We start from the raw sequence: 25,551 nt of genomic DNA, 5'->3' as shown, positions 1-25,551 counted from the left end.
AAAGACACTTTATCATTTTTAATCGACTTATATTGATATAAAAATCAATATAAGAATAGGGAGTTATTTTTAGAACATTATTATCTTCAATAGATTTTTTATGTCATCATTTATTTTGAAGCTTAAAATTATTAAGAAAAAACAAAAAACTATTCACTATTAAAAAAGATGATCGACTATTATGTTTAAAAATTTATCGCTTAAAAACAAGCTTGCTATCTCCGCAAGTGCCGCCATTATACTCGGGGGAGTATTAGTTGAGGCCCTTTCCTTTAAAGCCTCACTAGATCGCTTAGATACTGAAGTTGAACAGCGACTAGAAAGTACCACCGCTTCATATAATCAATACGTTACTGATTGGATTCTTTCTAAAGAACGAGCACTCACGTCATTACCTACTGAAGCCAAAAACGATGCTATCGTTACCCACTTAAAACAAATTCGCGATTCTGCAAAATTTGATAATGTATTCCTTGCTTATCCTGATGGCTCTCAAGCTAACGCAAATGGCGTTATCCTTCCTCCTGGTAATGATGACCCAAGAAAGTGGGGATGGTACATAAATGCTCTTGCTGCACCTTCTAAAGTCTTTATGGACAACCCAACTGTTGCAGCAGCAACTGGGGCGAATGTTGTTTCTTTAGGAAAAACGTTAAATTTACATGGACAACAAATGGTTCTAGGTGCTGATGTAGAAATTACCGATATTTTAAACAGCATGGAAAAAGTTATTTTTCCGGGGGATGGTTTCATGTTTATCGCTAATGATAAAGGGAATATCTTTACTCATCCTGACACCAACCTTTTAAATAAACCTGTATCAGAAGTCGGTTTAACCTTTACAACAATTGAGCAAGCAGCAAGCACTAATAAAGATCTAACGATTGAAATCAATAATGACGAATTCATTATTTATGCAAAAAGAATTGATGGAACAAGCTTAATTACCGTTAGCGTGATTAAATATGATTCATTAGTTGCACCATTATTTGATGCGATTTCAGGCCAGATACTAGTGACTGTTTTTGTTGTTCTTATCTGTGCCACCCTTTTCAATTTACTTTGTACGATGCTATTTCGCCCATTAAATAATGTCTCTCAAGCTTTAGCTCAAATCGCTAATGGTCGTGGTGATTTAACCCAACGAATTCATATTGAAAATAACGATGAAGTTGGAAAGTTAGCGAATAACTTCAATATATTTGTTGAGAGTTTACAGCAGCTCATTCAGCATATACGCCAACAATCACAACAACTCACCGCAGGCTCAGAGCAAAGTACTAACCGTGCTAATAATTCAGTGAAAGAATTAAACCTGCAACAACAAGAAATTACTATGGTTGCAACCGCAGTAACTGAAATGGCATCAGCTACGCGTGAAATAGCCTCTCACGCAGAACAAACAGCTGAAGCGGCACAAAATTCATCAAGCAGTACCCAAAAGGGACAATCTCTTGTTATTGAAACCAAGACATCAATTAGTAACCTTGCTAACGAAGTAAATGAAGCAAGTACGGTAATTAGTGATTTGCAACAACACTCTCAAGAGATCAATACTGTACTAGCAACCATTCAAGGCATTGCGGAACAAACAAATTTACTTGCGTTAAATGCAGCCATTGAGGCAGCGCGAGCGGGAGAACAAGGACGAGGTTTTGCCGTTGTGGCTGACGAGGTTCGAGTGTTATCTCAACGAACTCATACGTCAACCGAAGAGATCAAATCAACAATTGATATTCTTCAACAAACAACGAGTCGTGCGGTTAACTTAATGCAGAGCAGTTCTGACCTTGCTAATAGATCGGTAGTAGATGCAGATAGAGCAACTCTTGCCCTAGAAGAAATCAGCGCTTCTGTTACATTGATCAGCGACATGGCTACTCAAATTGCAACAGCAGCAGAAGAGCAAACCCATGTTACTGGAGAAATAACTCAAAATGTCACATCAATTAAAGATGTGACAGATTTACTTGTTATTGATTCAACAGACAGTTTAGCTCAATCTCATACACTCAAAGAACAAGCACTTGATTTAAGTGAAAAGGTGGCGGCATTTAAGCTTTCATAATATCTATGATTATAGTGGAGGTGGTGTTTAGTCCACCACTTCCACCGTTTTATGTTGAGGCCCCAAATACGTACCTTCATCTATCAAATAACGAAGTGATTCTTCACATTCAGGACACTCAAAAACCTCATTGGGTTCAATGGCTTCTTCTTCCACCCACTCCCAACCAATATGCTCTTCACAACTAGGACAATCCATATTTTATACCTCTTAACTATTTTCGCCGAGTGTCATTAACCTCAACTCGGGAGGTGAGGTTAAATCACCAATGACAAAAAGTCATCACCTCACAGCCGAAAAAATCTCACCACCCTCTTATCAAATAAGAAATTATCAATTACTCTTAATCTAATAATCTTTTGTTATCTATTTTTAGTCTCATTTATCTTGGTGATTTATGCTTAATCCTCTTTGGCTCAATACCTTTTGTACTTTGGTTGATGTCGGCCACTTTACTCACACAGCTGAAAAACTCTTTATGACTCAACCAGGAGTCAGCCAACACATTAAAAAATTGGAACTGGCGTGTGGGTACGATTTATTAAAGCGGGAAGGAAAAAGTGTCGAACTCACCGAGCAAGGCCGGCTAGTCTATGATTATGCCAAACAACAACAACGCAATGCTGATAACCTTAATGAAGCATTAAGCTTTGATGACCCATACAAAGGGTTATGTAAATTCGCCTGCTCTGGAGCGTTAGCTTTGTCTCTCTATCCAGAATGTATTGCCTTACAAAAAAAACATCCTAGTTTAGTAACTCACGTAGAGGTGGCACCAAACCATAAAATATTAGAAGATATCCAACGAGGGAATATTGATATAGGGATAGTGACTCACCAACCAGCACCGAACCTATTTCGTAGTGAAGAGATCACCCAAGAATCACTCTGCCTAGTGTTACCGAAACACTATAAAAAAACATCCGTAACTTGGGATACATTAATCGAATTAGGGTTAATAAAGCACCCTGATGCAGAGCATTACCTGTCACTTTATTTTGATCTTTGCCAAGATGCAGCCCTAGAAAAAGGCAATGCTAATGATGTTCCTACGGCAAGTTACATTAATCAATTAAGCCAAATTTTACTGCCTATCGCCCAAGGAATTGGCTTCACCGTGCTTCCACAAAGTGCGATTGATGCCTTTCCTTATAAACACGAACTGCACATACATAAACCAAAAAATCCTGTGTATGAGAGCTTGTTTTTAGTTCAAAAAAGAAATAGAGATTTGCCGCAGAGATATCAAACTCTGATTAAAAATCTTAAAGAAACACTGAGATAAATTGAATTAGTTTTGTTTCATTTTTTCAATAATAAAGTCCAAAAAAGCACGAATATATGGTTTAGGGTATTGAGTGCTTTTATAAATCGCAAAAATCTCACCACTGCCGTTTTCACCATGAGTCGCAGTCCACTTAGGTAACACAGGAGTTAATAGGCCACTTTCAATATATTCTGCCGTCATCCAATCGGAGAGCAGCAGTACCCCAGAGCCTTTCAGGGCCGCGTTCAATAGTGGTGAGCCTCCTTTTGAAATTAAATTCCCAGAGACTGACACCTTTTTCGCTACATTTCCCTTTTTAAAGTACCAGTGGTTTCTCTGTCGTTCATGACTAATAAGCAAGCAATTATGATGAACCAAATCATCTGGTTTCTCAATTTTCTCATGACTCGCTAGATAATCAGAAGAAGCAACTAAAGAGGTGTTATTCAGCATTAATTTACGAGCTTTTAAACAGCTGTCTTGAGGTGTTCCAATACGTATCGCTATATCGATATTTTCACTATTAAGATCCACCACATTATTATCAAGCTCTAACTCTATCTTTATTTTTGGGTATAAAGCTAAAAACTCAGGAATTAAAGACGCTAAAATTAAATTACCAAAACTTTCAAAGACCGAGATACGTAACATCCCTTCAGGCTCTTCATTATGGCCCTTCATTTCACTCAATAACTTATCACTCTCTTGCAGCAACTTAATTGATTGTTGGTGAAAATAAAGTCCCTCCTCAGTCAAAATTAACTGACGTGTACTTCTTTTAAATAATGTCGTCTGCACTTTGTTTTCAAGGTTATCTATGTTTCTCGCAACCGATGATGGCGCCATATGTAACGCATGGCCGGCTTGAGAAAAACTACCAGACTCTACCACCTGATCAAATATTCGAATTAAGTCTAACACACTCCCACCTTTGCGTTTTATGCAAAATTATTTCAGCTTTAATGGTTATTCTCTCTCTTTATCGAATTATGCACAATGCACACATCGCAATAAAGCGCTAACAAAAAACATAAAGAGAGATTAATTATGACTTCACGTATTGATATTGCAAAAATCCAACCAAAAGCCCTAAGTGCAATGCTTTCTATTGAGTCTTACCTATCAGGTGTAACGCTATCTGTTGAATTAAAAGAGCTAATTAAGATCCGCGCTTCAATGATCAACAAGTGTGCTTACTGTATTCAAATGCATGTACCAGAGGCAGAAAAAGCAGGTGTAGAAGCACAAAAACTGTTTGCTCTAGCCGCATGGAAGGAGTCACCACTATTCAGTGCAACAGAGCGTGCTGTATTGGCATTAACCGATGACATGACATTAATCGCTCATGATGGTGTTTCAGATACAGTCTATCAAGAAGCTTTAGAGGTTCTGGGTGAAGAACAACTAGCACAAGCAATGATGCAAGTGATCATGATTAATGCTTGGAACCGCTTTGCATTAGCAACACAAATGACGCACTAATCAACCACATTAACTGCCTTTCTAGCCACGATCGTTAGCTATTACAATGAACATGGCTAGCTTTTTCACCACAAAATGAGAACATAATGAAACGTATTTTAGTCTTACTTGCCCACCCTTTAATTGAAAGCTCTACGATTAACCACGCGCTGGTAGAAGCATTATCTAAACATGAACAAGTGACAACACATAACTTGTACCAAACCTATCCAGATTTCCAGATTGATGCTGAGAAAGAGAAGGAATTGCTGCTTTGTCATGACATTATCGTGTTTGTATTCCCAATCTATTGGTACTCTAGTCCGTCTTTATTAAAAGAGTGGCAAGATTGCGTTTTAGAATATGGGTTTGCTTATGGGTCTAAAGGCAATAAGCTTCACGGTAAAACGTTATTATGCATGACAAGTACTGGCAGTCCGCTTTCAGCTTATCAAGCAGATGACAGCCAAGAGTCAATCATGAAAGCCTTATTAATGCCTATTGAAAAAATGGCTCAAGATACCGGGCTAAATTATCTCGAACCAATTACGCTGTATGGTTCAAGAACAGCAGTAGAAGAAGATCGATTAGCCCCTCACGTTACTTATTGTATGGATAAAATAAATGCGTTGTTGTCTGAAGAATAAAAGAAAGGTTTATTGTATCGAGTGTGGGTATTTCAGCAGTGCACTAATACTTTACAACGCCCTAAAACCAAAAAACTCCTGACAGTCAGGAGTTTTCTATTTTTACCACTTTTTAGCCGTGTCTTTTGCAGTGTCTTTCCAATATTGAATTCGCGCACGTTGCAATTGGGCTTTTCTTGTTCTTTTCATAAGATACTTCCTTAAATCACTCGCTCATCTGTGAGCTGCAGTCATAATTCTTAATGACCTATTCAATCTATAGTAGAGGCGAGAGATTTGCGAGGATCAAGATCACGAATATTTAAAAGTACTACGTATTTTTACTTCATTTTTATGAGAGAAGTAGCATTTTTATAGCTATTCGTTATCTAGTAAGGTCTGAGCAAAAGAAAAATTGGCCGATGTCTTAGGGGGAAAGCCAATAATATTTATGTTTAAAAAGCGTGATACAAATTAAAACGAAATTGAAAAATCACCAATGCGCTGATTATAACTATTGGTAATACTTCCTTTCCCTGTCTCTTCACAATATGAAAAATCAATATCAAGTGAGTCTAGCTCACCTTTCATTAGTATGTTACGTAATAAAACATCACTGTTTAGTTGGTGAATTAACGCGTCCCATGAAACATTATTTTTGAAAATAGTAAAATTTACTTTCATTAAGTACCTTTAGGTTTTATAGAAATTATTTATAAATAGAGTAATTGATTGATGTTACAGAAAAATGATTGGATTAAAACTAGGATGGTAGAGGTAACTAAGAGATGTTATGACAAGTACAAAACAGGAGCAGATGTTTGAAATGTTGATATCTTACAAAGTAGAACTAAATCGAGTATTAATAAAACATTTAAAAGTAGCGCAAACGGTACGAATACCCTTTGCGCAACTTATTTGAAATTAAGCAGCTACAACGTTAGCAGCTTGAGGGCCTTTTTGGCCTTGCTCAACTTCAAAAGAAACTTTTTGGCCTTCAGCAAGAGTTTTGAAACCCTCTGAAGCGATAGCACGGAAATGTACGAATACGTCAGCGCCGCCGTTATCTTGAGTGATAAAACCGAAACCTTTTTCTTCGTTAAACCACTTAACGATACCAGTTGTTTTAGACATGTAATGTCCCTTATATATTTAAATTCATAAAAAATCGCATAATGCGATACGCTTAGAGCTTGAATTATTAAATGTGACGAAAAGATAAGGGAAACACTGAGAATAACGACATTACGAAGAAATACTAAGGCTTACTTTACTTGATGTTCATTAACAACTCTGAGCAACAGAGCGAGAGAGATAATACCCTAGAACCAAGCATTGTAAAGGTATTTCTTTATAAAACGGTTAAAATTTATACAAATAAAGAGGTGCCAACCACACTTTTAGATAAATAAATTAAACTATCAACTTGATTAGCATCATTTATATCAAAGATCATAGTTCCAATTTACTCGTCCATTCACTGACATCTAGCTGCTTCGTATTGCCACATAATGCTTAAATGCTCTTATAATCGTAATCTAACATTACGGATAAAAGCGATTAAATAGGGACTATCTTTAGATATGATGATGTTATTAATTAGTCATTATCATCCTATTTCACGGAGTATTTACGCATGAAAAAAATTGTCCCATTCATCCTCCTCGCCTTTTTTAGCTTGCGTTTATTTGCTTCTGTCGGCCCTCATATTCAACAGCTAGAACATGATAGCTTCACTATTTTACGCTCTGCACTTATTGTAGGCGCACTCTGTCTTATCGTGTCATTGATTATTAAAAAGTTTAAGAAGCCTGCTCCAATAGCGATAAAATCTGAAGACGACATAAATTAATGCAAAAAAAAGAGTGACCATTTAAGTCACTCTTTTGCATTCACCGTTTCTACTTATACCATTCTGGATAAGTAGTTGTTCAAATACTTATGTAGATTGGTATTACGCTTCGTGCTTATAAATATGCAGATCACGTTGTGGGAATGGAATGCTCACACCTTCTGCATCTAAACGTTTCTTAACGGTTTCTGTCACTTCCCAGTACACATCCCAGTAATCATCTGTTTTAACCCAAGGGCGAACAATAAAGTCCACTGACGATTCATTTAATGTATGTAATTTCACCATAGGTTCTGGTGTTTTTAGTACTAATGGGTGGCTCTCTAGGATATTGGTAAAGATGGCTTTTGCTTTTTCAATATCATCTTGATAACCAATACCAAATACCATGTCTACACGACGCTCAGTTTCGATTGTTACGTTCTTAATCACATCACCCCAAATCTTATTGTTTGGGAAAATTAAGTTTTGGTTATCTACCGTTTTGATTGTAGTAGATACAAGATTCATACGGTTAACTTTACCTACGATACCACCAAGGTCAACCAAATCACCCACATCAAATGGACGATAAATCAGAATCATCATTCCAGAAGCAAAGTTAGATAGAGTGTCTTTTAATGCAAAACCAATAACCACACCTGCAACACCAAAACCAGTTAACAGTGGGCCCAAATTAATGCCAATTTGAGATAACGCAATCAAGATACCGATCATCATGACGAACTTTGAGCCCATGGACACAAAGAACTCCTGCATTAACTTACTGAACTTCATTTTAGAATGAGAAACACTTTTCTTAATTGCTGTTTTAGCAAGTCGAGAAAGGAAACTTGTCACCCAAAGAATAAGCGAGAAAATAACTAATTTAACAATAATTGATGGCGCATTCTCTACCGCCCAATCTTTAAAACGAGTAATCCACTCTTCTGTTAAACCATAAGCAACGCCAATGTCCAATACATCGCTGTTAATATCGCCCGTTACAGAGAAAATAAGCTGTTTATACTCTGTAATATCAATATTATTTTGCTCCATTAATGCCGTTGTTACTTCTAAACTCGCAATCATTAATGAAACTCGTTCAGACAAGTTCGTTGCATCTTGCGTTAGCAGTTCTTTCTTCTCTATTGACGCATATTGCATACGTTTCGCAATATCTGCTTTTTGTGATTCAAGATAATGAATAATGTTTGCCAATAAATCAGCACGATTTGTTAGTTCTTTTAAAATGGCTGTTTTTTCTTTGGCGAAATCAATATTTAACGTTTCACCCCATGATAATGTTTTGAATGCTTCTTCATAATACATATCCATGATGCCAAGACGTTTTTGTGCAGCAAATTCTAAATCGTCTTTCTCATCGCCTTTCGCTTTACGGACTGCTTTAGTCAACTCAACCAAATCTTGATGACTTAGTTGCAATAACTTGCCCATAAGGACCATCTCTGAGCGAACGACACCATCAAGCCCTTTAGCACTTGGGTTTTCTTGTAGCTGTAATTCAATATCCGCTCGAACTTTGTCATTTTTACGACGTAGTACATCTTCAAAAAACAATTTATCGGCAGGATCAGCGGTAAATAACTGTACTAATCTTTCTTTTAACTCTTGTTGAACCGTAACCATGCTATCAACTGATTGAGCATAGGCTGAAGCCATCATACTCATCATTAATAACAAAGCGGCGAAATACTTCTTAATCATAAAAAACGTCCTATATAAATCATGACCATATAATAATTGATGCCTATCCATTCTTATTCATAACAATTACAAATAATAGTATTGAATGATGAAAGCTTGTTCATTTGTTGAGAATTTGTGATGCAAAAAGTATCTATTTGATTTTATATATTCACTTTTTTGTTTTTACTCTGAGAATTTATTGTATAAAAAAAGGCGCAGCCACAAAGTGGATACGCCCCCGTCTTTCTCTGAAATTTTATAATGCCGACATGATCGTTTTTAGTTCAGCATTCAACTCTTCGTTACGTAACTCACCTTTTTCCATATCAAAGTTATCATAAAAACTAGGTACAGAAAGTGAGCCCTTAACCTCTGCTGCAAAGTAAGGCGCAGAGCCTGTAGCCGCAGCTAATACCGTTGCTGCCCCACCAGGGCCAGGAGACGTAGCTAGCATTACAACAGGTTTGCCTTGATACACTTTCATATCAATACGAGATGTCCAATCAAACACATTTTTAAATGCTGCTGCATAAGAACCATTGTGTTCAGCATAAGAAATAACAACAGCATCCGCTTCACCAATTTTTTGGAAAAAAGCTTTCGCTTGCTCAGGTTGACCTAACTCTTTTTCTTTATCTTCACTAAAGATAGGCATTTCATAATCATTAATGTCTAACACTTCCACTTCAGCACCAGCCACTAAACCTGCTGCATACGTTGCTAATTGTTTGTTAATTGATGTTGAACTGCTGCTTGCTGCTAATGCTAAAATTTTCATAGGGATACCTTCATAATCAGTTTGAATAAAAAGAGTAGTTAATGCTCTGCTCTTTTCAAATATATTGTTCTTGTTTGCGATGGGATAACTATAATTCATTCACATATATTGATTAATAGCCTAAATGTGCAATGATTATTTCCATATGACACTTAATAAATCTAAAGATACGTAAATATGGCATTTAATTCAGCATTATTTGATGGCATGGTCATTTTCTCAGAAGTCGTGACCAGCGGCAGCTTTACCCAAGCAGCATTAAACAGTGGGCATTCGACCTCCTACATCAGTAAAGAGATAGGGAAACTAGAAGAGCGTTTAGGCGTTCGCTTACTTCACCGTACAACTCGAACGCTACGTCTAACGCCTGAAGGCGAACTTTATTTTCAGCAATGCCAACAGCTGATTGAAGATGCACAAATGGCTGAAAATGCGATTACCGGACAGCAAGAAAAACCTAAAGGTCGATTAAAAGTCAGTTGCCCTGTTGGGTTTGCCCTTTCACGCTTACGCCCGATTCTTGGTAAATTTACAGATTTATACCCAGACATCACGCTTGAGTTAGACTTAAATGACAGAAAAATTGATATCGTTGCAGAAGGGTTTGATATGGCACTCCGCGCATCACATCAACTTGAAGATTCTAGCTTGATCAGCCGTCGATTTTTACGATCAAGAGCCATCACCATTGCGTCACCAGACTATTTAAAAAAGCATGGGGCACCATTGCATCCTAATGAACTCTCAGAACATAAAACCATTGGTTATGCGTATGTAAAACAAGGCGCTGTTTGGGATTTTGTCGATAAAGACAATCACCCTATTGCTGTACCATTGCAATGTCAGGTCATCACTAATAATTCATTTATGGAGTTATCGTTATGTTTGGCAGGGCAAGGGATAACACGCATCCCTCACTTTCATTTAACCGATGAATTAGAAACAGGAAGACTGGTTGAACTATTTGCTGATTACCCTGAATTAACCATTGATATCTTCATGGTTTATCCTAGTCGTAAACATATGTCAGCCAAGGTACGTTGCTTTATGGACTTTATTTTCGAGCACCTTGGCGAATAAATGATGCCTATTTAAGATACGTTATTTGCATATTCTTCTAATAGTGTTTCAAAACGTTCTAAACCTCTTAATGGGTCAAAGTCTGTCTCTTCTAATACAAGTTCACGCATAGATGTACTTGCCTCAATAGAACGCTGCAAGTCATCAATGGCTTGCACTTCCGCCCCTAATTGCGCATACGCACATGCTCGTTGGAATAGCGCGTGTGCATTTTGATCATCCACTTCTAATACACGATTACATAAATTCAGTGCCCAATGGAATTCACGCATCTCCATTGCCGCATCCGCTTTATAGGTTAATGCTTCTAAATCACCCGGTCTTACTTTTAGAATCTCATCGTAAATATCCATTTTCTGTTCCGGTGTTTGAACACTTTGAGCTCTCAACCATAAGTTATGAACTTCATTGATGATTTCAATTTCACGGTTATTCTCAGTGATAATTCGCGTTTTACGTTTTAGATCTCGCTCTAACGCTACAAATTTTTTCTCATAATCTTGGGCGATTTTATTGAGCTGCTTATCTGCCATCTCTTTGGTATTTTGCTTCATCTCTCTTAATGATTGCCATCCAATCAACGCAATAAGAGAAGCCACCGCCGCAATGACATAGAAAAAGTACGTTACCGTTGTATTGGAGTAATTTAATGATTTATCAGCAACCGCTAGCTCACGGTCGGTAATTTGAATAGTTAAACGTCGCTCTAGGTCTTGTTGCTCCATTCGTAATGCTTTTAGTTCATCTAAAATATAACGCTCCATTAATGGACGATCTAAATACTCTTGTTCTGAATAAGTCACTTCTTCTGCCTGTAATGACAAGGAAGTAAAAAGAGTGATGAGAAGCAAAAAGAAATGTCGATACATAGGAATACCCTTGTTAATCGTGTATTTAGAGGTGATATAAATAAAGATAACACATCCAAGACAGCAACACCCGATTAACAAAGAAAACCAATTAAAAACCCATAACCATAGAGCCGACAAGTAAGCCTGCCATGCTGTAATTAAAAAACTTCAAATGCTTTGGTGTTTTTAATCTCTTTTGTAACTCTTTACCCGCAACGGTCCAAAAACTTACGGTAGGCACATTAATACAAATAAATACAAATGCGATTAGAAACACACTAAACATATCTGCACTGGTCGCGTAAATACTCATGACAGATAATGCCATTGACCACCCTTTTGGATTTATCCACTGAAAGCTTGCCGCTTGTAAAAACGACATTGGCTTATAGTCTCCATTAATATTATCAACGGGTTTACTGCTCGCAATTTTATACGCCAGATAAAGTAAATACGCCGCACTGATGATCTGCAATGCCATCTCTAATTGAGGGTAAGTATGAAAAATTTGAACTAAACCAAACCCAACTAAAACCAACATAAAGGCAAAACCAAATATCACTCCAAGCATGTGTGGAATCGTACGAACAAAGCCAACGTTCGCTCCTGAAGTCATCAACATAATGTTATTTGGCCCAGGCGTAAACGCGCCAACAAAAGCAAATGTGGTTAAAGCAAGTAAATAGGTGTAATCCATAATAAGCATCTTATAAAAATAAATTCTGCTTGTATCTTAATGCGAGACTGAGTAAATTTTCTGTCTATATTTGTTTAAAATAAAATTAATGCGCAAGGATTGGTTGCAATGGATAGGTTTGACGAAAGAATATTGCAAGAGTTAAAAAGAAATGGACGACTCACTAATGTAGAGCTATCTGAACGTATTGGATTATCAGCTTCCGCAACGCTGCGTCGTGTACAAGAATTAGAACGAAATGGGACAATTCAAGGCTATCGTGCGGTATTAAATCCAAGCAAATGTGGGATAGGATTTGTTGCTTATGTGACAATTGGATTATCTGACCACAGTAAAAAATCGCAAAAAGATTTTGAAGAACAGATCATGGAATCGAAAGAAGTGACAGAGTGCCACAATATTACGGGAGCAAATGAATATCTATTACGAGTTGAGACTGAGAGTCTCGCATCCTATAAGCAGTTTCATTCAAACGTACTTGGGGAGATCTCTCAGGTCAACTCAATTGGTACTTTAGTCGTAATGGATACACCTAAGGATGAACGTACCTAGATAATACGAGCTAAATGTGCAGATATTTACCTAGAAACGTATTGTGACTCAGGTGATGCAATTGTTTGCTTGAACTGATGATCATTTTTACTGGAACAATAATAAAATAGATTGAGGCAAGAACAACCATCACCGGATCAGCAAGTTCTGCATAATGTGCGTGAGAGGTTAACAGCAACAATTTCGCTACCATAAAACCAATAAATACAGCAGCACTGATCACAGTATCCATTAACCACTGCTTTGCTTCCGCTTCAATTAATGGGGAGCTAACTGCACGACCTTGTGTTTTCATAACCCAATAACTGGTGTAACACCCGATCATACTAAACACACCAAAAGCCAACGCCATACCAGTGTTTACTTCTCGACCACCATCCATAATCGCTTCAATCGCAGAAATAAACGACAGTACACACATTAAGGTAATTGCGATCCCCTTTAGTAAAATTACTGAAGACTCAATTACCTTAACGCGCTTAATGTTTTTCGCTACTTCTTCTTTTCGAATATACATCACAGCAGCAAGCGACACTAAAGTGAGCCCTAAACTGACAAGTGAATACACACCATCAAAAATAATCACTAATGAATGGATCAATGAACCCAATGTAATGCCTATCATGGCAAACAATAACGCTGAAAATGTAGATATAAGCAATAACTGCCTCTCTTTATGAATTGAATATGACATAATTTACCCCTTCGACTTATTTTTCGTCTTTTTTATATATACAACGCATCATATAGTCTAAATTGGTGATAGGATAATCAGTCAGCGTCAGGTTATTCGTCGCTTAGCTAAAAAGAGCATAAATTAACGAGAAATAATCATGAAAACCAGTCAGATTGAAATGCTTTTATATACAGTCGAATTAGGCTCTATTGCAGAAGCGGCTCGTAAGCTTCAAAAAAGTCGAACCACTGTAAGTGCCGCATTAAGCACCCTTGAAGATGAGCTTGGAGTAACCTTATTAGTTCGTACTGGCAACCGCATTACCCCTACCGAAATAGGTGAATCAATCGTTAATGACTGCCGACGTATGATGGTTATTAGCAACGATATTATAAGTAAGTGCTTACAATACAATGAAGGCATTGCTTCAACTATTCGTGTTGTTCGTGATGACTCACTGCCTGAACCCATTTGGCGTGATATTTTAACTCGCATGAGTCGAAAATTCCCAAACACCAGCATCTCTATTTATGTTGCTCCATCACCAGAGCTTGAAGAAATGGTAGAGCAAAATGTCGTTGATGTGGCCTATGGGATATTACCTATAAATAGCCAACTTCTGCATGTTCAACAAAATGAGCTGGGACAAATTCGTATGATGTCGGTCGCACATAAAGAACACCCGTTAAGCCGACTACGAAAAGTAAGCCCGACAGATTTAGAAAGCCACACAGAAATCATCGTTAATTACATTGATGATGATGAACTAATGGTATTTGAGCCAACATCCAGCAAATACATTGCACTTACTTTTTATGAGCACCTTCGTGATGCAGTATTAGATAGAACGGGATGGTCGTCGGTCCCTGCATTATTAATTAATGAGTATTTACGTGATGGTACGTTAAAGGTTCTCAAACATAACCGTGCAATGAACTGGCAATCTTTCGCAGAAATGACCAAAACGAACATGCCTCGCGGCGTTATTATTGACTGGCTATCTGAACAAGTTGAAGATTATTTACTCGAAGTGTCTGAATAATGGTTTATATATCGCTCAATAAGCAGTACATTATCGATAATTTATTCGTGGCTCTAATATAGCCTATATTACGTTTTCTTATTCATGGGTTAATTATGAGCATTGAAACTTATCTTCTCTTTATTGCTGGCATGTTTGCCTTCTGTGCAATGCCAGGCGCCGATTTCTTTTTTGTACTTTCAAGAGCATTAAGTGGTGGTGGAAAAACTGGAGTTTATGCGGCATTTGGAGTGGCTACTGGCGTACTTTTTCACACCTTTTTAGCTGTCGTTGGTTTAAGTGCACTACTACTCTCTTCTGCAACCGCTTTTACCATTATCAAATACATTGGTGCTGCCTATTTGTGTTACATCGGCTTTAAAATGTTCACAGCCAAAGGTGGCATAGCAGAGTTGGAAACCGCTAAGAAAACGTCAAATATGAAAGTATATCGCCAAGGTATTCTAACCAATGCGTTAAACCCAAAGGTATGTCTGACATTCGTTGCTTTCATTCCTCAGTTTTTAACGCCTGAAACCTCATCACCATCGATGATTGGCATGCTTGGGATCACAACCGCTTTCATTGCTTTAATATGGTTTATTTGTATTGCCATTTTTGCAGGAAAATTCAGAACGGTAATCGCAGAAAGCAAAGCTTTTTCTAATCTACTAAAATATGGATTAAGCTCTTTATTGGTTGGCTTTGGAGCCAAGTTAGCACTGACTAACTAATACCGTTATAAAACGTTAAAAGGGTTGAAGCTATCGTATCTTCAACCCTTTTTTAACTTAAAAACGTGAACGGTAAGAACGGTGACACGCATTACACGTATCTTGTGCTTGCTCTAAACCCGTTTTTGCCGCTTCTTTATCTTGTTTCAGGCTTGCTTGATAAAGTTGAACAAAGCCACTATCCATCTCTTGCATTAATTGATTAAATTTTTCAGGTTTACCCCATACCGCTTCTTTTGCTTTACTGCCGTCTTGGCTACCTTCAGGAAATGCCGTGCTTAGTAATTGGCTATGTTTATAAAGTTCATGACTGACCGACTCAATTTCATTCCAATTAGGAGCATCTTCATCAAGCATGTCCTCTACTTGCTCTGATTGATTTTCGATATGTACAAAAGCCTGTTGTCTTGCGTTAATTAGGTCAACACTCGCTTGTGAAAATGCAATATTTGGAAATAAAACACATAAACTAATTATTAATTTTTTCATTACTTTCTCTCTAATAAATGTCTGTCTCGCTTCGAGTTGCATTTAATTTACACCACAACAGTTGCGCACGCAACTGTTGTGGTGTAAATTATTTATAGTTAGTTAAAACAACCATTAATTAGGAACAAGAAAATGAAGATTTGGGATTTACCAACACGCTTATATCATTGGCTCCAAGCTCTGCTTTTTATCGGATTAGCCGCAAGTGGCTTTAATGGAGAAGGACCGCATGTCTATTTAGGTTTAGTCCTGTTTACTCTTATTATGTGGCGCATTGTATGGGGTTTTGTTGGCAGTGATACGAGCCGTTTTAAAAAATTTATTGCTTCCCCAAAACGTACCATTCGTTATTTATTAGGAAAAGAGCCATCAAAAGTAGGCCATAATCCAGCAGGATCTTGGATGGTCATCGGGTTAATTTTCACTTTATTTATTCAATGTATTACCGGTATCGCGTTAGCAGGGTTATTCGATCACATCCCTTACTCTGATATCGTTTTAAATGATGATGTCTTTGATATTTTCGTTACCCTGCATGGAATATGTGCACGTTTGTTACCGGTATTAGTCATACTGCATTTAGTTGCCATTCTTTTTTATAAATTACGCTCAAAGCCGCTTGTTTGGGCAATGGTTACTGGTATACAAAAGAAACTCACAGAAAATCAAACATCATCGAACTTGATGTTTGTATCAAATAAACGTGCATTATTGGTGCTAATTGCAACCGGATTAGTTACCATTGCAATAGTTGTAAGCGCAGGAGTTTGAACACAATGGAAGAATTTGATCGTCAAAGCAGCTTTGGATGGATGATTAACGTTATTGCCAACCAAGCCTCAAAACATTTCGAAGCAGAGTTAAAACAACACGGTTTAACAGTTGCTCTTTGGCCAACCATGATGTGTTTATGGGAAGAAGAAGGAGTCACTCAACGCGATATTGCTGAAAAATCAAAAGTGGAAAACTCCACAACAACACGAACATTAGATAAATTAGAAAAGCTTGGCCTTGTTGAACGACAAGCGGATCCCAACAGCCGTCGTTCATTTCGAATTTACCTCACAGATGAAGGTCGAACACTAAAAGAAACACTTTTGCCGATCCCAATTAAGGTGAATAAAGAAGCACTTAGCTCTCTTGATCTAAACGAACAAAAAGAGATGATTCGCCTATTACAAAAAATGGTCGCTGCAGTATAAATCTCTTTTAAAAAAACACGAAAAATAGCCCAAGTAAGACGGGCTATTTTTTATAAAAAGCCAGTTTTTCATCCAATCCACACAATCGAATACGTAGAACTCTAACTAAACAAAACCACTAAAATGTGACCAGTATCACATTAACAAGCTAAGAAATACGCTTTTATTGTGATTAACTTGCCTTTACACCTCTAAAAATGCCCATAATAAAAAGGAATTTAATTAGAGTACAAAGGATATGTATTTACATATGACTATTGCGGCACCCAGAATCTTGTGTTCAAGCATGGATATTGAACCCAGCAAAAAATGGACATTTAGAGAGCCTTCAAGGACAGACGGTGACGATGTTTACGCATTGATCACCGAGTGTCCACCTCTTGATATCAACTCTTCATACTGCAATTTTCTCCAATCTACCCATTTCAGTAAGACCTGCGTTTTAGCAGAGAAAGACGGCAACCTTGCTGGTTTTATCTCTGGTTACCATAAGCCTGATGACCCAAAAACATTATTCATTTGGCAAGTCGCTGTCTCTCCTCGCTACCGAGGTAAAGGTTTAGCTTACTCAATGCTAAATGAGCTTTTACAGCGTAAAAACATCAAACATACCGAATTCGTAGAAACAACCATCACCAAAGCCAATACCGCTTCATGGTCGCTATTTAAAAAGCTGGATGCCGAAAACGGTGATCAAGGTGAAGTAACCACATTTCTAGACAAAGAAACCCATTTCAAAGGCAAACACGATACTGAATATTTGTATCGTATCGCTCTAAAATAAAATAGGAATCATAAACGGACTCATCATGAATATTTTCAAGAAGCAAGAATCACAAGTACGTTCATACTCAAATAGTTTTCCAGTTGTCTTCCAAAAAGCAAAAGGATGTTGGCTAGAAACCGAAAGCGGCGAACGTTACTTAGACTTCCTTGCTGGAGCCGGATCACTCAACTACGGTCACAACAACCCAGTCTTAAAGCAAGCTTTACTTGAATACATCGAAAATGATGGCATTACGCATGGCTTAGATATGCACTCAAGTGCAAAAGCCACTTTCTTGAATGCATTGAATAATTACATCCTAGAACCTAGAGATCTAGATTATAAAGTTCAATTTACCGGCCCTACCGGAACCAATGCCGTTGAGGCCGCTTTAAAACTGGCACGTAAAGTCACTAACCGAACTAACATTGTTGCCTTCACTAATGGCTTCCACGGTTGTACTGCTGGTGCACTTGCAGCAACAGGTAATCAACACCACCGCCAAGGTGCAGGTTTTAGTTTAAACAACATCACTCGCATTCCTTTTGAAGGCTATGCCGACATCGATGGTCTTAACTTGTTTGAAACCATGCTATCTGACAATTCAAGCGGTTTAGATAAACCAGCTGCGGTACTTTTAGAAACAGTACAAGGCGAAGGTGGTTTAAATGTTGCGTCCAATGAATGGCTACAGCGTTTAAGCAAAATTTGTAAAGCCAACGACATTCTAATGATTGTTGATGATATCCAAGCAGGCTGTGGGCGTACTGGCACCTTCTTCAGTTTTGAACCATCAGGTATAAAACCAGATATGGTTACACTCTCTAAATCCATTGGCGGCTACGGCTTACCAATGGCGGTTGTCTTACTAAAACCAGAATTAGATGAATGGAAACCGGGTGAGCACAACGGTACTTTCCGTGGTAACAACCACGCTTTTATTACCGCAGCTAAAGCTCTGGAGATTTACTGGGCAAACTCAGATTTTGAAACACACATCAAACAGTGCTCTCAAAAAGTCAATGATGTCATTCTTCGTGCTGTAAAACGCTACCCTAAATTGTTTGTTCAGCAAAAAGGTCGCGGCATGATGATTGGTATTGAGTGTAAAGATGGCATTATCTCAAGTGATATCGCTAAAGATTGTTTTAAAAACGGTATGATCATTGAAACTGCTGGTCCATCTGATGAAGTAGTGAAATTCTTCTGTCCATTGACGATCACAGAGTCAGAGCTAGAAGAAGGACTAACCATCTTTGAAAACGCAATTGATAATATTGCAGAAAAACACTTCAAAAAAGCATCTTAATCAGGGACGATACAATGATTGTTAGAACACTAGACGAATGTCGTGATAGCGAACGACGCGTAGCATCAGAAACATGGGAAAGCGTAAGAATGTTGTTGAAAGACGACAACATGGGCTTCTCTTTCCACATCACCACAATTTATCAAGATACAGAAACACACATTCACTACAAGAACCACCTAGAGTCAGTCTATTGCATGAGTGGCGAAGGTGAAATTGAAGTCATTGGCGGTGAAACCTACCCAATCAAACCGGGCACCTTGTACATTCTTGATAAGCATGACGAACACTACTTGCGTGCTTATAAAGATAAAGAAATGGTGATGGCGTGCGTGTTCAATCCACCAATCACAGGTGCCGAAGTTCATGATGAAAACGGTGTCTACCCTATCTTAGATTAAACACTCATTCCCCCTAATGCTTATTTAAGTTAGTAGTAAATCCACTTGGGTTCAAGGTGACTCAAGTGGATTCTCTCCCTCAAAGTCAAAAAGGATTACCCATGACTTATACCGTAGAAAAAATCGGCGGTACTTCTATGACTGCGTTTGACGCCGTTTTAGACAACATCTTTCTTCGCCCTCAAAATCCATATAACCGTGTTTTTGTTGTATCTGCTTATGGTGGTATTACCGATTCATTACTTGAATGTAAGAAAACAGGCAAACCTGGTGTGTATAAACTGATCGCTAAGCGCGACGATAGCTGGGATGAAGCATTAGAGTATGTGAAAAATCGTATGCTATTAACCAATGAACATCTATTTATTGACCCTTTGAACCGATTAAGAGCTGATAAATTCATTTGCTCACGAATTGATGAAGCCAAAACCTGTATTTCTAATATTCTTGAAACCTGTCAATACGGTCAGTTTTCATTGCGTCGTTATTTACCTCAAGTGCGTGAATTTCTGTCTTCAATTGGTGAAGCTCACAGTGCCTTTAACACGGCATTAAAGCTAAAAACCGTTGGAATTAACGCAAAATTCGTCGATCTCTCTGGTTGGGACAATCAAACTCCAAGAACATTAGATGAAACTATTACTGATGTATTTAAAGATATAGATGTCACCACAGAGCTACCAATTGTTACTGGCTATGCCTATTGCAAAGAAGGTCTAATGGGCACGTACGATCGTGGTTACAGTGAAATGACCTTTAGCCGTATCGCGTCACTTACTCATGCTGATTTGGCGATTATCCATAAAGAATATCACCTAAGTTCGGCTGATCCGCGTGTTGTAGGCACCGATAAGGTATTCCCGATTGGACGCACCAATTACGATGTTGCAGATCAATTAGCAAGCTTAGGAATGGAAGCGATTCACCCTAATGCTGCGGCAGGGCTTCGTGAAAGTGACATTGAAATCCAGATTAAAAACACTTTTGAACCAGAACACAAAGGCACATTAATCTCATCAGATTACCAGCCAGAAACCAACAAAGTCGAAATCATTGCAGGTAAAGAAAAAGTGTTTGCCCTACATTTGTTTGATCAAGCAATGGTAGGCCAGGTAGATAACGTCGGCTATGAGTTAATGGAAATTATCTCAGACGCACAAGTGAGTTTAATTGGTAAAGAAATGAATGCTAATTCAATTACTTATTACCTTGGCGGTAGCACTGACAATCTCAATAAACTGTTATACAAAGCAGAAAAACGCTATCCAAACGCCTCGATTAAAGGTCGTATGGTGGCGTTAATCTCGGTGATTGGTTCTCAGATTGATACCAACAAAGCATTGGCAAAAGGGGTTTTATCATTAATGAATAATGACGTCACTCCTGTGGCTCTGCACTCCTCTATGCGCAATGTAAACGTACAGTTTGTTGTCAGCGATAAAGACTATCAAAACGCTATACGAGCGCTGCACCACGAGTTTTGTGAAGATATAGCCACCACACAAGTAAAAACTGAACAAGTCGCTTAGTTCCGTTTTACAGTGTAAATAAACCGTTAGTTCATTAATAATGAGCTAGCGTTTTTTTTGGCTAATCGTTTGTAAAGAGGACAATAACTCTTCTAATACAGGGCCAAAAACATGACTACGCGATACCAAGCAACCCATAGGGGTAAGCCAGCCATCAAATTCATGTGCAATTGGCAGCGCCACAAGTTTATTCTGCTCTAGTAAGCTTGTAACACTATGCTCTGGTACTATCGTCCAACCCACTCCTTTACAAGCAAGATCCATCAAGGTTTGATGCGTATTGGCATACCACAACTTTGAGCTTATCCCATAGCTGAACCATAACTCTTTACGCTTTGAACTGCGATGCACTAGCTGTCTGTGCCCTTTCAATGCTGCATCATTCACAACAGATAAACTGGCTAACTCATGCTCTGGAGACACCACCGTCAGAAAGCGCACATGACCTAGAGTAAAGAAATCCATGTCTACTTTTAACTCGCCATCTGCATAGACAATCCCTACTTGGGCTTTGCCTTTTTTTACTAACTCTTCAACATCAAAAGTTGAGGTTGTGATGATCTCAAAATCCGTCACAGGAAACTTATCTGCCAATGCCGCCAATATTTGTAATACATCGTCATTCATTAAGCTCTCATCAATGGCGATGACTAACTCATATTCGTGCTCTCTTTCTAACGATTCAACTTTTTGGTCAAAGTATTTTTGTTGATGCAAAATAGATTGAGCAATCGGCAATAACGCTCTGCCTTTCTCTGTTAGCACAGGCGTGTTTTTATCACGATTAAACAGTTCTTGGTTAATGGCGATCTCTAAATTGGCAATAGCCTGACTCACACCGGATTGAGCGCGCTTTAACTGACGAGCGGCGGCAGAGAATGAACCACACTCACACACGGTGACAAAGATTTTCAATTGCTCAAAACTGTACATGGCATTGGCTTAATAATTGGATTAAACCCCTAAACTATCACGATTCGTGATGGCTGTTAACTTTATCTCTTTTATTCGCTCTCTATAATCGCTGATTCATTATCTTTAAATGTATCAATAATCATTAAGAGTCATCGCTATGAAAACCACTGAACGTATTTTCCACGCTGTATTATTTGAGGTATTGGCGGTATCACTGTCTATTCTTGGGTTAGCTATTTTTACTAATCACGACGTTACTTCCCTATCAGGAACCATGATAGTCGTTGCCACTATCGCGATGATCTGGAACTTTATTTATAATTGGATTTTCGATCAATTCTTCACTGGCGAGAAAACACAGCGAACCCTTTCATTACGCATCTTCCACGTTGTATTGTTTGAATTAGGGTTACTGTTCGTAACTGTACCTGTGATGGCTTACTTATTAAACGTAGGCATCTGGGAAGCGTTTGTGATGGATATTGGCGTGACTATCTTTATCACCATTTATGCATTCACCTTTAACTGGGTATACGACAATGTAAGAACGGTATTGGTGAGAAGAATGACTAGAGATGAGTCGATTGCTGCGTAATGCATTAAATACAATATAGAGAACCAGATAGTAAACAACCCGCTGATTGGCGGGTTGTTTATTAGAGATATTTATAACCTATTACAAATTGAATTATTTATTCACTGGTAGTGAGATACTGAAGTCATCATATATTTCTTCATTTTTATAATTGTATAGCTCACCAATCGGTCCTTAAAACTGGAGCATAGCTATGATAATCACCATCATAATTATCTGAAAAATCATAATTATCAGTTTCATAACAATAAAAATTATCCTGTTTCAGATGATCGAGCAATAACCTCATATTTCCCCTCTTTTTAGAACTCAACACATCACACATTGTATATAATGTCGTGAAGGCATCCTCAGAAATCAACTTATCACCTCTAATTAATTCTTCTATTGTAGACTCAATATCATCTAAACTTTGAGCAAACAAACTAAATGCTCCTCGCCACCAGTCGCGAATAATAATAGTACTAAGATCAATCGACCTATTATCTCTCAACTCTAATGATGCAAGATGTTCTTGAAATCTAAAGTGACCAAATGACAGCTTTCCTGATACTTTGTCTCGAACCAATACAGTGCATGGATCTTCTAACTCTTTTACGCACTTTGAAATAAGTCTTGTCGTATACTTCGATCCGACTTTAATTTGTAAGTTTTGAATAGCTTCTCTATAACTTATATTACGGATACCCTGAGAATGCATGCTCCAAGCAAGAGCTTTAGCACAGGAAAATAATTCTTCGCTGCCCTGTTCCTGTCGTCGTATTCTTTTATTTGTATCATACTTACCAAGCAAAAGACTTAAACGCTCGCTATATATTTCAGATTCATTAGAAGGGGCTTTTATTCCTTTTTCAACCAATGTACAAAGAATTGTCGCGACTAATGGAGTTAAGAGGTTTTCATGAAGTTCCGTCCCTGAAATTTCATTCCAAAGCTTCATTCCTATGCATTCATCATTAAACCAACCACAAATGAAGCTTCGAAGCTGTTCGGGCGTAAACGGCAACAACGTAATTCCTAAAAAATTTATTTCCTTAAGATAGCTAACACAATCCCTACTTGAAATAATCCATTGAATTTTTTCATAGTTTTTTTTGAAATTATTCATAGCATCTAAAACAATAGGATACTCAGTTATTATTTCGTCCAATCCATCAAAAACAAGTACTACTCCATCATCTAAATATGGTTTAATTCTATCAATATTATCAGAATTAACTGCTAGTCCATACGATAATAAAATAATTGAATAGATTACCTTATCCAAATAAGTTGATTTAGTGTCTTTCGTATTTCTCTTTTCTATACCTAAGTTGGATAAACCTTGAACGACTCGATTCAAGCTACAAAATATTATTTTTCTTCCATTAATAGTTTCTTCGTAAGACTTAAAAAACATTTCTAGTGTGGTAGTCTTACCGACACCAGCACCACCATAAATAGCAACATCCTTGCCGGTATAAAATACATCATGTGCAGATATTGACACTCTATCAGAACAAGCTTCTAACTCTTTCAATTCAATTATAGAACTAAGAACCGATTCATCAGTATAAATACATCCAAAAAATCTAAGGCTAATTTCAACTGAATCAAGCAAGCGACGAACGCCTGCCATATTTGGGCGATCATCACTATTTAAAAATTTAACACAAGAACGATATTCTTCTACACGTTGTGAAATTTCTTTTTCAAGTTGAGAAGAATTTAAACACACATCGTAGTAAGGCTCAGGAATGATATCCTCTTTTAATAATTTCACATATCTTTGTTGTTCTACAATTTTGCTTGAAAAGTCATTAATAAGCTCAAAAGCCTTTTCAGCTAAATCAACAGATTCTTTGCTCAATTCTGATGTATCAAACCCACGACAGGACCTCTCCAATTTAAAATTATCATTTTTAACTTTTGAGCGAACATTTCTCAATTTATCCGTAATAAGTTCCAACGTAAGTTTATTAGAGCGAGACTGTTTTTTCGCTTCAAATTCTAGTCGCCCTAAAAGTAAAAACGCCCTTGAGTCAAATTCTTCAACAAGAGAAGATAAATGCGAAACAGATGAATTATAAGCTAATTGGTTAGCTTTATTCTCTTTTGAGTTATATTGATTGTAATGCTCTTTATATCTATCTTCGCTAACTTTTGTATCTTCTTTTAAAATATCTAAACCAACCAAATCAATGATTTTTTCACGCTCTAATTTAAGACTTTCCCATTGCTTTTTATTAATGAGCCTAAAACGTTTTTTTGTTATATGTGCTTTATATGTAACAAGAACTCTACTGTCAATTGACCCTACAAAGAATGATAAATCACTATAAAATTTACTAATATCAATAGAATCACGAACTGAGCAAAGTGCCCCTAATAGCTCATGATTTCTGTCAACAATATTTTCACTTTTAGCATTCCAAATTTTTTCTTCAAATGGTTCTAGTTTTTCTAAAAGGTCAGGGCAAAACTCTTCAATATCCTTCAAAATCCGCACACAATCGTACAACTCTAGCCAACCACGGTAACCATCATCAAACAACTCATCTTCCAGATCTTCTATAAATCGTTGAGTTATTGCATGCGGTGTTGCTATGTAGATATGATCTGGCTTGACTCGATCTCCGTTTCCCTTTGTAAAACCTTTAGATTTTGCCTGTCTTAATTGCCTACAAAGTCGAGATAAATCATTTCTAGCTAACATTTTATTTTTATTAAGCTTTTTTGCTTGAATATATACTACATATTCACCGCGTTTCGGTGGAGGTAATATAGCTGTCGCAATCAAATCTCTACCTCGTTCACTCGGCCCACCATGAAACTCTACACGATCATAACCCATAGACTTAAATAAAGGAGTTAAAATTTCTTTCGTAAAATCATCTTCTTTATACGCTTGCATTGCTAAAAAATATTTATCTTTCTGGTTATCTTCCATAGTCAAAGCCACATTATTTTTTTTAATTTTAACTAAATCAATAATTATAGTCCATTAAAAGACA

Annotated in this window: 28 protein-coding genes; 16 read left to right on the top strand and 12 right to left on the bottom strand. The window is 37.5% G+C overall.

All coding sequences use genetic code 11. The features are described 5' to 3' along the window. The first annotated feature begins 181 nt into the window (after window positions 1-181). On the top strand, window positions 182-2,068 hold the full coding sequence (locus PVK63_RS09840; protein WP_274440356.1) for a methyl-accepting chemotaxis protein: 1,887 nt from the start codon (window positions 182-184) through the stop codon (window positions 2,066-2,068). 27 nt (window positions 2,069-2,095) lie between these two features. On the opposite strand, the gene PVK63_RS09835 is transcribed toward PVK63_RS09840, so the two are convergent. Beyond that, window positions 2,096-2,266 carry a hypothetical protein gene (locus PVK63_RS09835; protein ID WP_130047037.1) on the bottom strand — a complete coding sequence of 57 codons (171 nt, stop codon included), beginning with the start codon at window positions 2,264-2,266 and terminating at the stop codon, window positions 2,096-2,098. Between the two features lie 199 nt (window positions 2,267-2,465). On the opposite strand from PVK63_RS09835, the gene PVK63_RS09830 reads away from it, so the two are divergent. Then, window positions 2,466-3,353 (top strand): LysR family transcriptional regulator, encoded by an 888-nt coding sequence (locus tag PVK63_RS09830; protein WP_274440355.1) that lies wholly within the window; start codon window positions 2,466-2,468, stop codon window positions 3,351-3,353. Between the two features lie 6 nt (window positions 3,354-3,359). On the opposite strand, the gene PVK63_RS09825 is transcribed toward PVK63_RS09830, so the two are convergent. Then, window positions 3,360-4,256, bottom strand: coding sequence for a LysR family transcriptional regulator (locus PVK63_RS09825; protein ID WP_274440354.1), 897 nt, complete (start codon window positions 4,254-4,256; stop codon window positions 3,360-3,362). 126 nt (window positions 4,257-4,382) lie between these two features. On the opposite strand from PVK63_RS09825, the gene PVK63_RS09820 reads away from it, so the two are divergent. Both PVK63_RS09820 and PVK63_RS09815 read left to right on the top strand, forming a co-directional pair. Continuing rightward, a complete protein-coding gene (locus PVK63_RS09820; RefSeq protein WP_274440353.1) occupies window positions 4,383-4,817 on the top strand; it encodes a carboxymuconolactone decarboxylase family protein in 435 nt (144 codons plus the stop codon). 86 nt (window positions 4,818-4,903) lie between these two features. Further along, window positions 4,904-5,443: an NAD(P)H-dependent oxidoreductase gene (locus tag PVK63_RS09815; RefSeq protein ID WP_274440352.1), complete on the top strand. Its 540-nt coding sequence runs from the start codon at window positions 4,904-4,906 to the stop codon at window positions 5,441-5,443. Window positions 5,444-5,896: 453 nt separating this feature from the next. Here the strand turns inward: PVK63_RS09815 and PVK63_RS09810 are convergent, their stop codons facing one another. Beyond that, window positions 5,897-6,106, bottom strand: coding sequence for a hypothetical protein (locus PVK63_RS09810; RefSeq protein WP_130044867.1), 210 nt, complete (start codon window positions 6,104-6,106; stop codon window positions 5,897-5,899). Between the two features lie 240 nt (window positions 6,107-6,346). Continuing rightward, window positions 6,347-6,556 (bottom strand): transcription antiterminator/RNA stability regulator CspE, encoded by a 210-nt coding sequence (gene cspE, locus PVK63_RS09805; protein WP_012552262.1) that lies wholly within the window; start codon window positions 6,554-6,556, stop codon window positions 6,347-6,349. Window positions 6,557-7,058: 502 nt separating this feature from the next. Between cspE and PVK63_RS09800 the strand changes: the two genes are divergently transcribed. Then, entirely contained in the window at window positions 7,059-7,274 is a 216-nt protein-coding gene (locus PVK63_RS09800) for a hypothetical protein (protein ID WP_274440351.1), read from the top strand. Between the two features lie 102 nt (window positions 7,275-7,376). Here the strand turns inward: PVK63_RS09800 and PVK63_RS09795 are convergent, their stop codons facing one another. Together PVK63_RS09795 and PVK63_RS09790 are read right to left on the bottom strand one after the other, a co-directional pair. Further along, a complete protein-coding gene (locus tag PVK63_RS09795; RefSeq protein ID WP_274440350.1) occupies window positions 7,377-8,981 on the bottom strand; it encodes a mechanosensitive ion channel family protein in 1,605 nt (534 codons plus the stop codon). 238 nt (window positions 8,982-9,219) lie between these two features. Continuing rightward, window positions 9,220-9,741: an NADPH-dependent FMN reductase gene (locus PVK63_RS09790; protein WP_130047042.1), complete on the bottom strand. Its 522-nt coding sequence runs from the start codon at window positions 9,739-9,741 to the stop codon at window positions 9,220-9,222. 177 nt (window positions 9,742-9,918) lie between these two features. Between PVK63_RS09790 and PVK63_RS09785 the strand changes: the two genes are divergently transcribed. Next, window positions 9,919-10,821 (top strand): LysR family transcriptional regulator, encoded by a 903-nt coding sequence (locus tag PVK63_RS09785; RefSeq protein ID WP_274440349.1) that lies wholly within the window; start codon window positions 9,919-9,921, stop codon window positions 10,819-10,821. An 11-nt stretch (window positions 10,822-10,832) separates the two neighbouring features. Here PVK63_RS09785 and PVK63_RS09780 read toward each other — a convergent pair whose 3' ends face one another. Together PVK63_RS09780 and PVK63_RS09775 are read right to left on the bottom strand one after the other, a co-directional pair. Beyond that, window positions 10,833-11,690 (bottom strand): TPR end-of-group domain-containing protein, encoded by an 858-nt coding sequence (locus PVK63_RS09780; RefSeq protein WP_130088217.1) that lies wholly within the window; start codon window positions 11,688-11,690, stop codon window positions 10,833-10,835. A 91-nt stretch (window positions 11,691-11,781) separates the two neighbouring features. Beyond that, window positions 11,782-12,369 (bottom strand): LysE family translocator, encoded by a 588-nt coding sequence (locus PVK63_RS09775; RefSeq protein ID WP_130044873.1) that lies wholly within the window; start codon window positions 12,367-12,369, stop codon window positions 11,782-11,784. A 108-nt stretch (window positions 12,370-12,477) separates the two neighbouring features. On the opposite strand from PVK63_RS09775, the gene PVK63_RS09770 reads away from it, so the two are divergent. After that, on the top strand, window positions 12,478-12,921 hold the full coding sequence (locus tag PVK63_RS09770; RefSeq protein ID WP_130044874.1) for an Lrp/AsnC family transcriptional regulator: 444 nt from the start codon (window positions 12,478-12,480) through the stop codon (window positions 12,919-12,921). A 10-nt stretch (window positions 12,922-12,931) separates the two neighbouring features. Here the strand turns inward: PVK63_RS09770 and PVK63_RS09765 are convergent, their stop codons facing one another. Next, entirely contained in the window at window positions 12,932-13,615 is a 684-nt protein-coding gene (locus PVK63_RS09765) for a cation transporter (RefSeq protein ID WP_274440348.1), read from the bottom strand. Between the two features lie 139 nt (window positions 13,616-13,754). Between PVK63_RS09765 and PVK63_RS09760 the strand changes: the two genes are divergently transcribed. Continuing rightward, on the top strand, window positions 13,755-14,639 hold the full coding sequence (locus tag PVK63_RS09760) for a LysR family transcriptional regulator (protein WP_130044876.1): 885 nt from the start codon (window positions 13,755-13,757) through the stop codon (window positions 14,637-14,639). A gap of 95 nt (window positions 14,640-14,734) precedes the next feature. Next, entirely contained in the window at window positions 14,735-15,352 is a 618-nt protein-coding gene (locus PVK63_RS09755; protein WP_165366869.1) for a LysE family translocator, read from the top strand. Between the two features lie 57 nt (window positions 15,353-15,409). On the opposite strand, the gene PVK63_RS09750 is transcribed toward PVK63_RS09755, so the two are convergent. Then, entirely contained in the window at window positions 15,410-15,841 is a 432-nt protein-coding gene (locus tag PVK63_RS09750) for a c-type cytochrome (protein ID WP_274440347.1), read from the bottom strand. A gap of 132 nt (window positions 15,842-15,973) precedes the next feature. Here PVK63_RS09750 and PVK63_RS09745 point away from each other — a divergent pair, with 132 nt between their 5' ends. From PVK63_RS09745 to PVK63_RS09720, 6 genes are all read left to right on the top strand, one after another. Continuing rightward, entirely contained in the window at window positions 15,974-16,612 is a 639-nt protein-coding gene (locus PVK63_RS09745; protein WP_274440346.1) for a cytochrome b/b6 domain-containing protein, read from the top strand. A 5-nt stretch (window positions 16,613-16,617) separates the two neighbouring features. Continuing rightward, on the top strand, window positions 16,618-17,043 hold the full coding sequence (locus PVK63_RS09740; RefSeq protein ID WP_130044880.1) for a MarR family winged helix-turn-helix transcriptional regulator: 426 nt from the start codon (window positions 16,618-16,620) through the stop codon (window positions 17,041-17,043). Between the two features lie 250 nt (window positions 17,044-17,293). Continuing rightward, window positions 17,294-17,827, top strand: a complete 534-nt coding sequence (gene ectA / locus PVK63_RS09735) for a diaminobutyrate acetyltransferase (protein ID WP_274440345.1) — start codon at window positions 17,294-17,296, stop codon at window positions 17,825-17,827. A gap of 25 nt (window positions 17,828-17,852) precedes the next feature. Beyond that, window positions 17,853-19,118, top strand: a complete 1,266-nt coding sequence (ectB, locus tag PVK63_RS09730) for a diaminobutyrate--2-oxoglutarate transaminase (protein ID WP_130044882.1) — start codon at window positions 17,853-17,855, stop codon at window positions 19,116-19,118. A 14-nt stretch (window positions 19,119-19,132) separates the two neighbouring features. Next, window positions 19,133-19,519: an ectoine synthase gene (locus PVK63_RS09725; protein ID WP_105055616.1), complete on the top strand. Its 387-nt coding sequence runs from the start codon at window positions 19,133-19,135 to the stop codon at window positions 19,517-19,519. 101 nt (window positions 19,520-19,620) lie between these two features. Beyond that, window positions 19,621-21,048: an aspartate kinase gene (locus tag PVK63_RS09720; protein ID WP_274440344.1), complete on the top strand. Its 1,428-nt coding sequence runs from the start codon at window positions 19,621-19,623 to the stop codon at window positions 21,046-21,048. 45 nt (window positions 21,049-21,093) lie between these two features. Here PVK63_RS09720 and PVK63_RS09715 read toward each other — a convergent pair whose 3' ends face one another. Next, the gene (locus PVK63_RS09715; RefSeq protein ID WP_274440343.1) at window positions 21,094-21,981 is read right to left on the bottom strand and encodes a LysR family transcriptional regulator; all 888 of its coding nucleotides are present in this window, start codon (window positions 21,979-21,981) and stop codon (window positions 21,094-21,096) included. 139 nt (window positions 21,982-22,120) lie between these two features. Between PVK63_RS09715 and PVK63_RS09710 the strand changes: the two genes are divergently transcribed. Continuing rightward, window positions 22,121-22,558, top strand: coding sequence for a PACE efflux transporter (locus tag PVK63_RS09710; protein WP_274440342.1), 438 nt, complete (start codon window positions 22,121-22,123; stop codon window positions 22,556-22,558). A gap of 160 nt (window positions 22,559-22,718) precedes the next feature. Here PVK63_RS09710 and PVK63_RS09705 read toward each other — a convergent pair whose 3' ends face one another. Beyond that, the gene (locus PVK63_RS09705; RefSeq protein ID WP_274417679.1) at window positions 22,719-25,487 is read right to left on the bottom strand and encodes a hypothetical protein; all 2,769 of its coding nucleotides are present in this window, start codon (window positions 25,485-25,487) and stop codon (window positions 22,719-22,721) included. Window positions 25,488-25,551 lie beyond the last annotated feature (64 nt).

The organism is Aliivibrio sp. S2TY2, assembly GCF_028765525.1.
Taxonomy (GTDB): domain Bacteria; phylum Pseudomonadota; class Gammaproteobacteria; order Enterobacterales; family Vibrionaceae; genus Aliivibrio; species Aliivibrio finisterrensis_A.
The sequence above is the reverse complement of the archived record's forward strand: the minus strand, read 5'-3'. Positions and strand labels throughout refer to the sequence as shown.

Bases quoted from the DNA above. Each gene is read 5' to 3' on its own strand.
- PVK63_RS09800 (WP_274440351.1), top strand. From the start codon at position 7,059: ATGAAAAAAATTGTCCCATTCATCCTCCTCGCCTTTTTTAGCTTGCGT.
- PVK63_RS09820 (WP_274440353.1), top strand. From the start codon at position 4,383: ATGACTTCACGTATTGATATTGCAAAAATCCAACCAAAAGCCCTAAGT.
- PVK63_RS09775 (WP_130044873.1), bottom strand. From the start codon at position 12,369: ATGGATTACACCTATTTACTTGCTTTAACCACATTTGCTTTTGTTGGC.
- PVK63_RS09790 (WP_130047042.1), bottom strand. From the start codon at position 9,741: ATGAAAATTTTAGCATTAGCAGCAAGCAGCAGTTCAACATCAATTAAC.
- PVK63_RS09780 (WP_130088217.1), bottom strand. From the start codon at position 11,690: ATGTATCGACATTTCTTTTTGCTTCTCATCACTCTTTTTACTTCCTTG.
- PVK63_RS09745 (WP_274440346.1), top strand. From the start codon at position 15,974: ATGAAGATTTGGGATTTACCAACACGCTTATATCATTGGCTCCAAGCT.
- ectB (WP_130044882.1), top strand. From the start codon at position 17,853: ATGAATATTTTCAAGAAGCAAGAATCACAAGTACGTTCATACTCAAAT.
- PVK63_RS09720 (WP_274440344.1), top strand. From the start codon at position 19,621: ATGACTTATACCGTAGAAAAAATCGGCGGTACTTCTATGACTGCGTTT.
- PVK63_RS09830 (WP_274440355.1), top strand. From the start codon at position 2,466: ATGCTTAATCCTCTTTGGCTCAATACCTTTTGTACTTTGGTTGATGTC.
- PVK63_RS09710 (WP_274440342.1), top strand. From the start codon at position 22,121: ATGAAAACCACTGAACGTATTTTCCACGCTGTATTATTTGAGGTATTG.
- PVK63_RS09725 (WP_105055616.1), top strand. From the start codon at position 19,133: ATGATTGTTAGAACACTAGACGAATGTCGTGATAGCGAACGACGCGTA.
- PVK63_RS09705 (WP_274417679.1), bottom strand. From the start codon at position 25,487: ATGGAAGATAACCAGAAAGATAAATATTTTTTAGCAATGCAAGCGTAT.
- cspE (WP_012552262.1), bottom strand. From the start codon at position 6,556: ATGTCTAAAACAACTGGTATCGTTAAGTGGTTTAACGAAGAAAAAGGT.
- PVK63_RS09795 (WP_274440350.1), bottom strand. From the start codon at position 8,981: ATGATTAAGAAGTATTTCGCCGCTTTGTTATTAATGATGAGTATGATG.
- PVK63_RS09765 (WP_274440348.1), bottom strand. From the start codon at position 13,615: ATGTCATATTCAATTCATAAAGAGAGGCAGTTATTGCTTATATCTACA.
- PVK63_RS09810 (WP_130044867.1), bottom strand. From the start codon at position 6,106: ATGAAAGTAAATTTTACTATTTTCAAAAATAATGTTTCATGGGACGCG.
- PVK63_RS09760 (WP_130044876.1), top strand. From the start codon at position 13,755: ATGAAAACCAGTCAGATTGAAATGCTTTTATATACAGTCGAATTAGGC.
- PVK63_RS09770 (WP_130044874.1), top strand. From the start codon at position 12,478: ATGGATAGGTTTGACGAAAGAATATTGCAAGAGTTAAAAAGAAATGGA.
- ectA (WP_274440345.1), top strand. From the start codon at position 17,294: ATGACTATTGCGGCACCCAGAATCTTGTGTTCAAGCATGGATATTGAA.
- PVK63_RS09750 (WP_274440347.1), bottom strand. From the start codon at position 15,841: ATGAAAAAATTAATAATTAGTTTATGTGTTTTATTTCCAAATATTGCA.
- PVK63_RS09840 (WP_274440356.1), top strand. From the start codon at position 182: ATGTTTAAAAATTTATCGCTTAAAAACAAGCTTGCTATCTCCGCAAGT.
- PVK63_RS09835 (WP_130047037.1), bottom strand. From the start codon at position 2,266: ATGGATTGTCCTAGTTGTGAAGAGCATATTGGTTGGGAGTGGGTGGAA.
- PVK63_RS09740 (WP_130044880.1), top strand. From the start codon at position 16,618: ATGGAAGAATTTGATCGTCAAAGCAGCTTTGGATGGATGATTAACGTT.
- PVK63_RS09755 (WP_165366869.1), top strand. From the start codon at position 14,735: ATGAGCATTGAAACTTATCTTCTCTTTATTGCTGGCATGTTTGCCTTC.
- PVK63_RS09715 (WP_274440343.1), bottom strand. From the start codon at position 21,981: ATGTACAGTTTTGAGCAATTGAAAATCTTTGTCACCGTGTGTGAGTGT.
- PVK63_RS09785 (WP_274440349.1), top strand. From the start codon at position 9,919: ATGGCATTTAATTCAGCATTATTTGATGGCATGGTCATTTTCTCAGAA.
- PVK63_RS09815 (WP_274440352.1), top strand. From the start codon at position 4,904: ATGAAACGTATTTTAGTCTTACTTGCCCACCCTTTAATTGAAAGCTCT.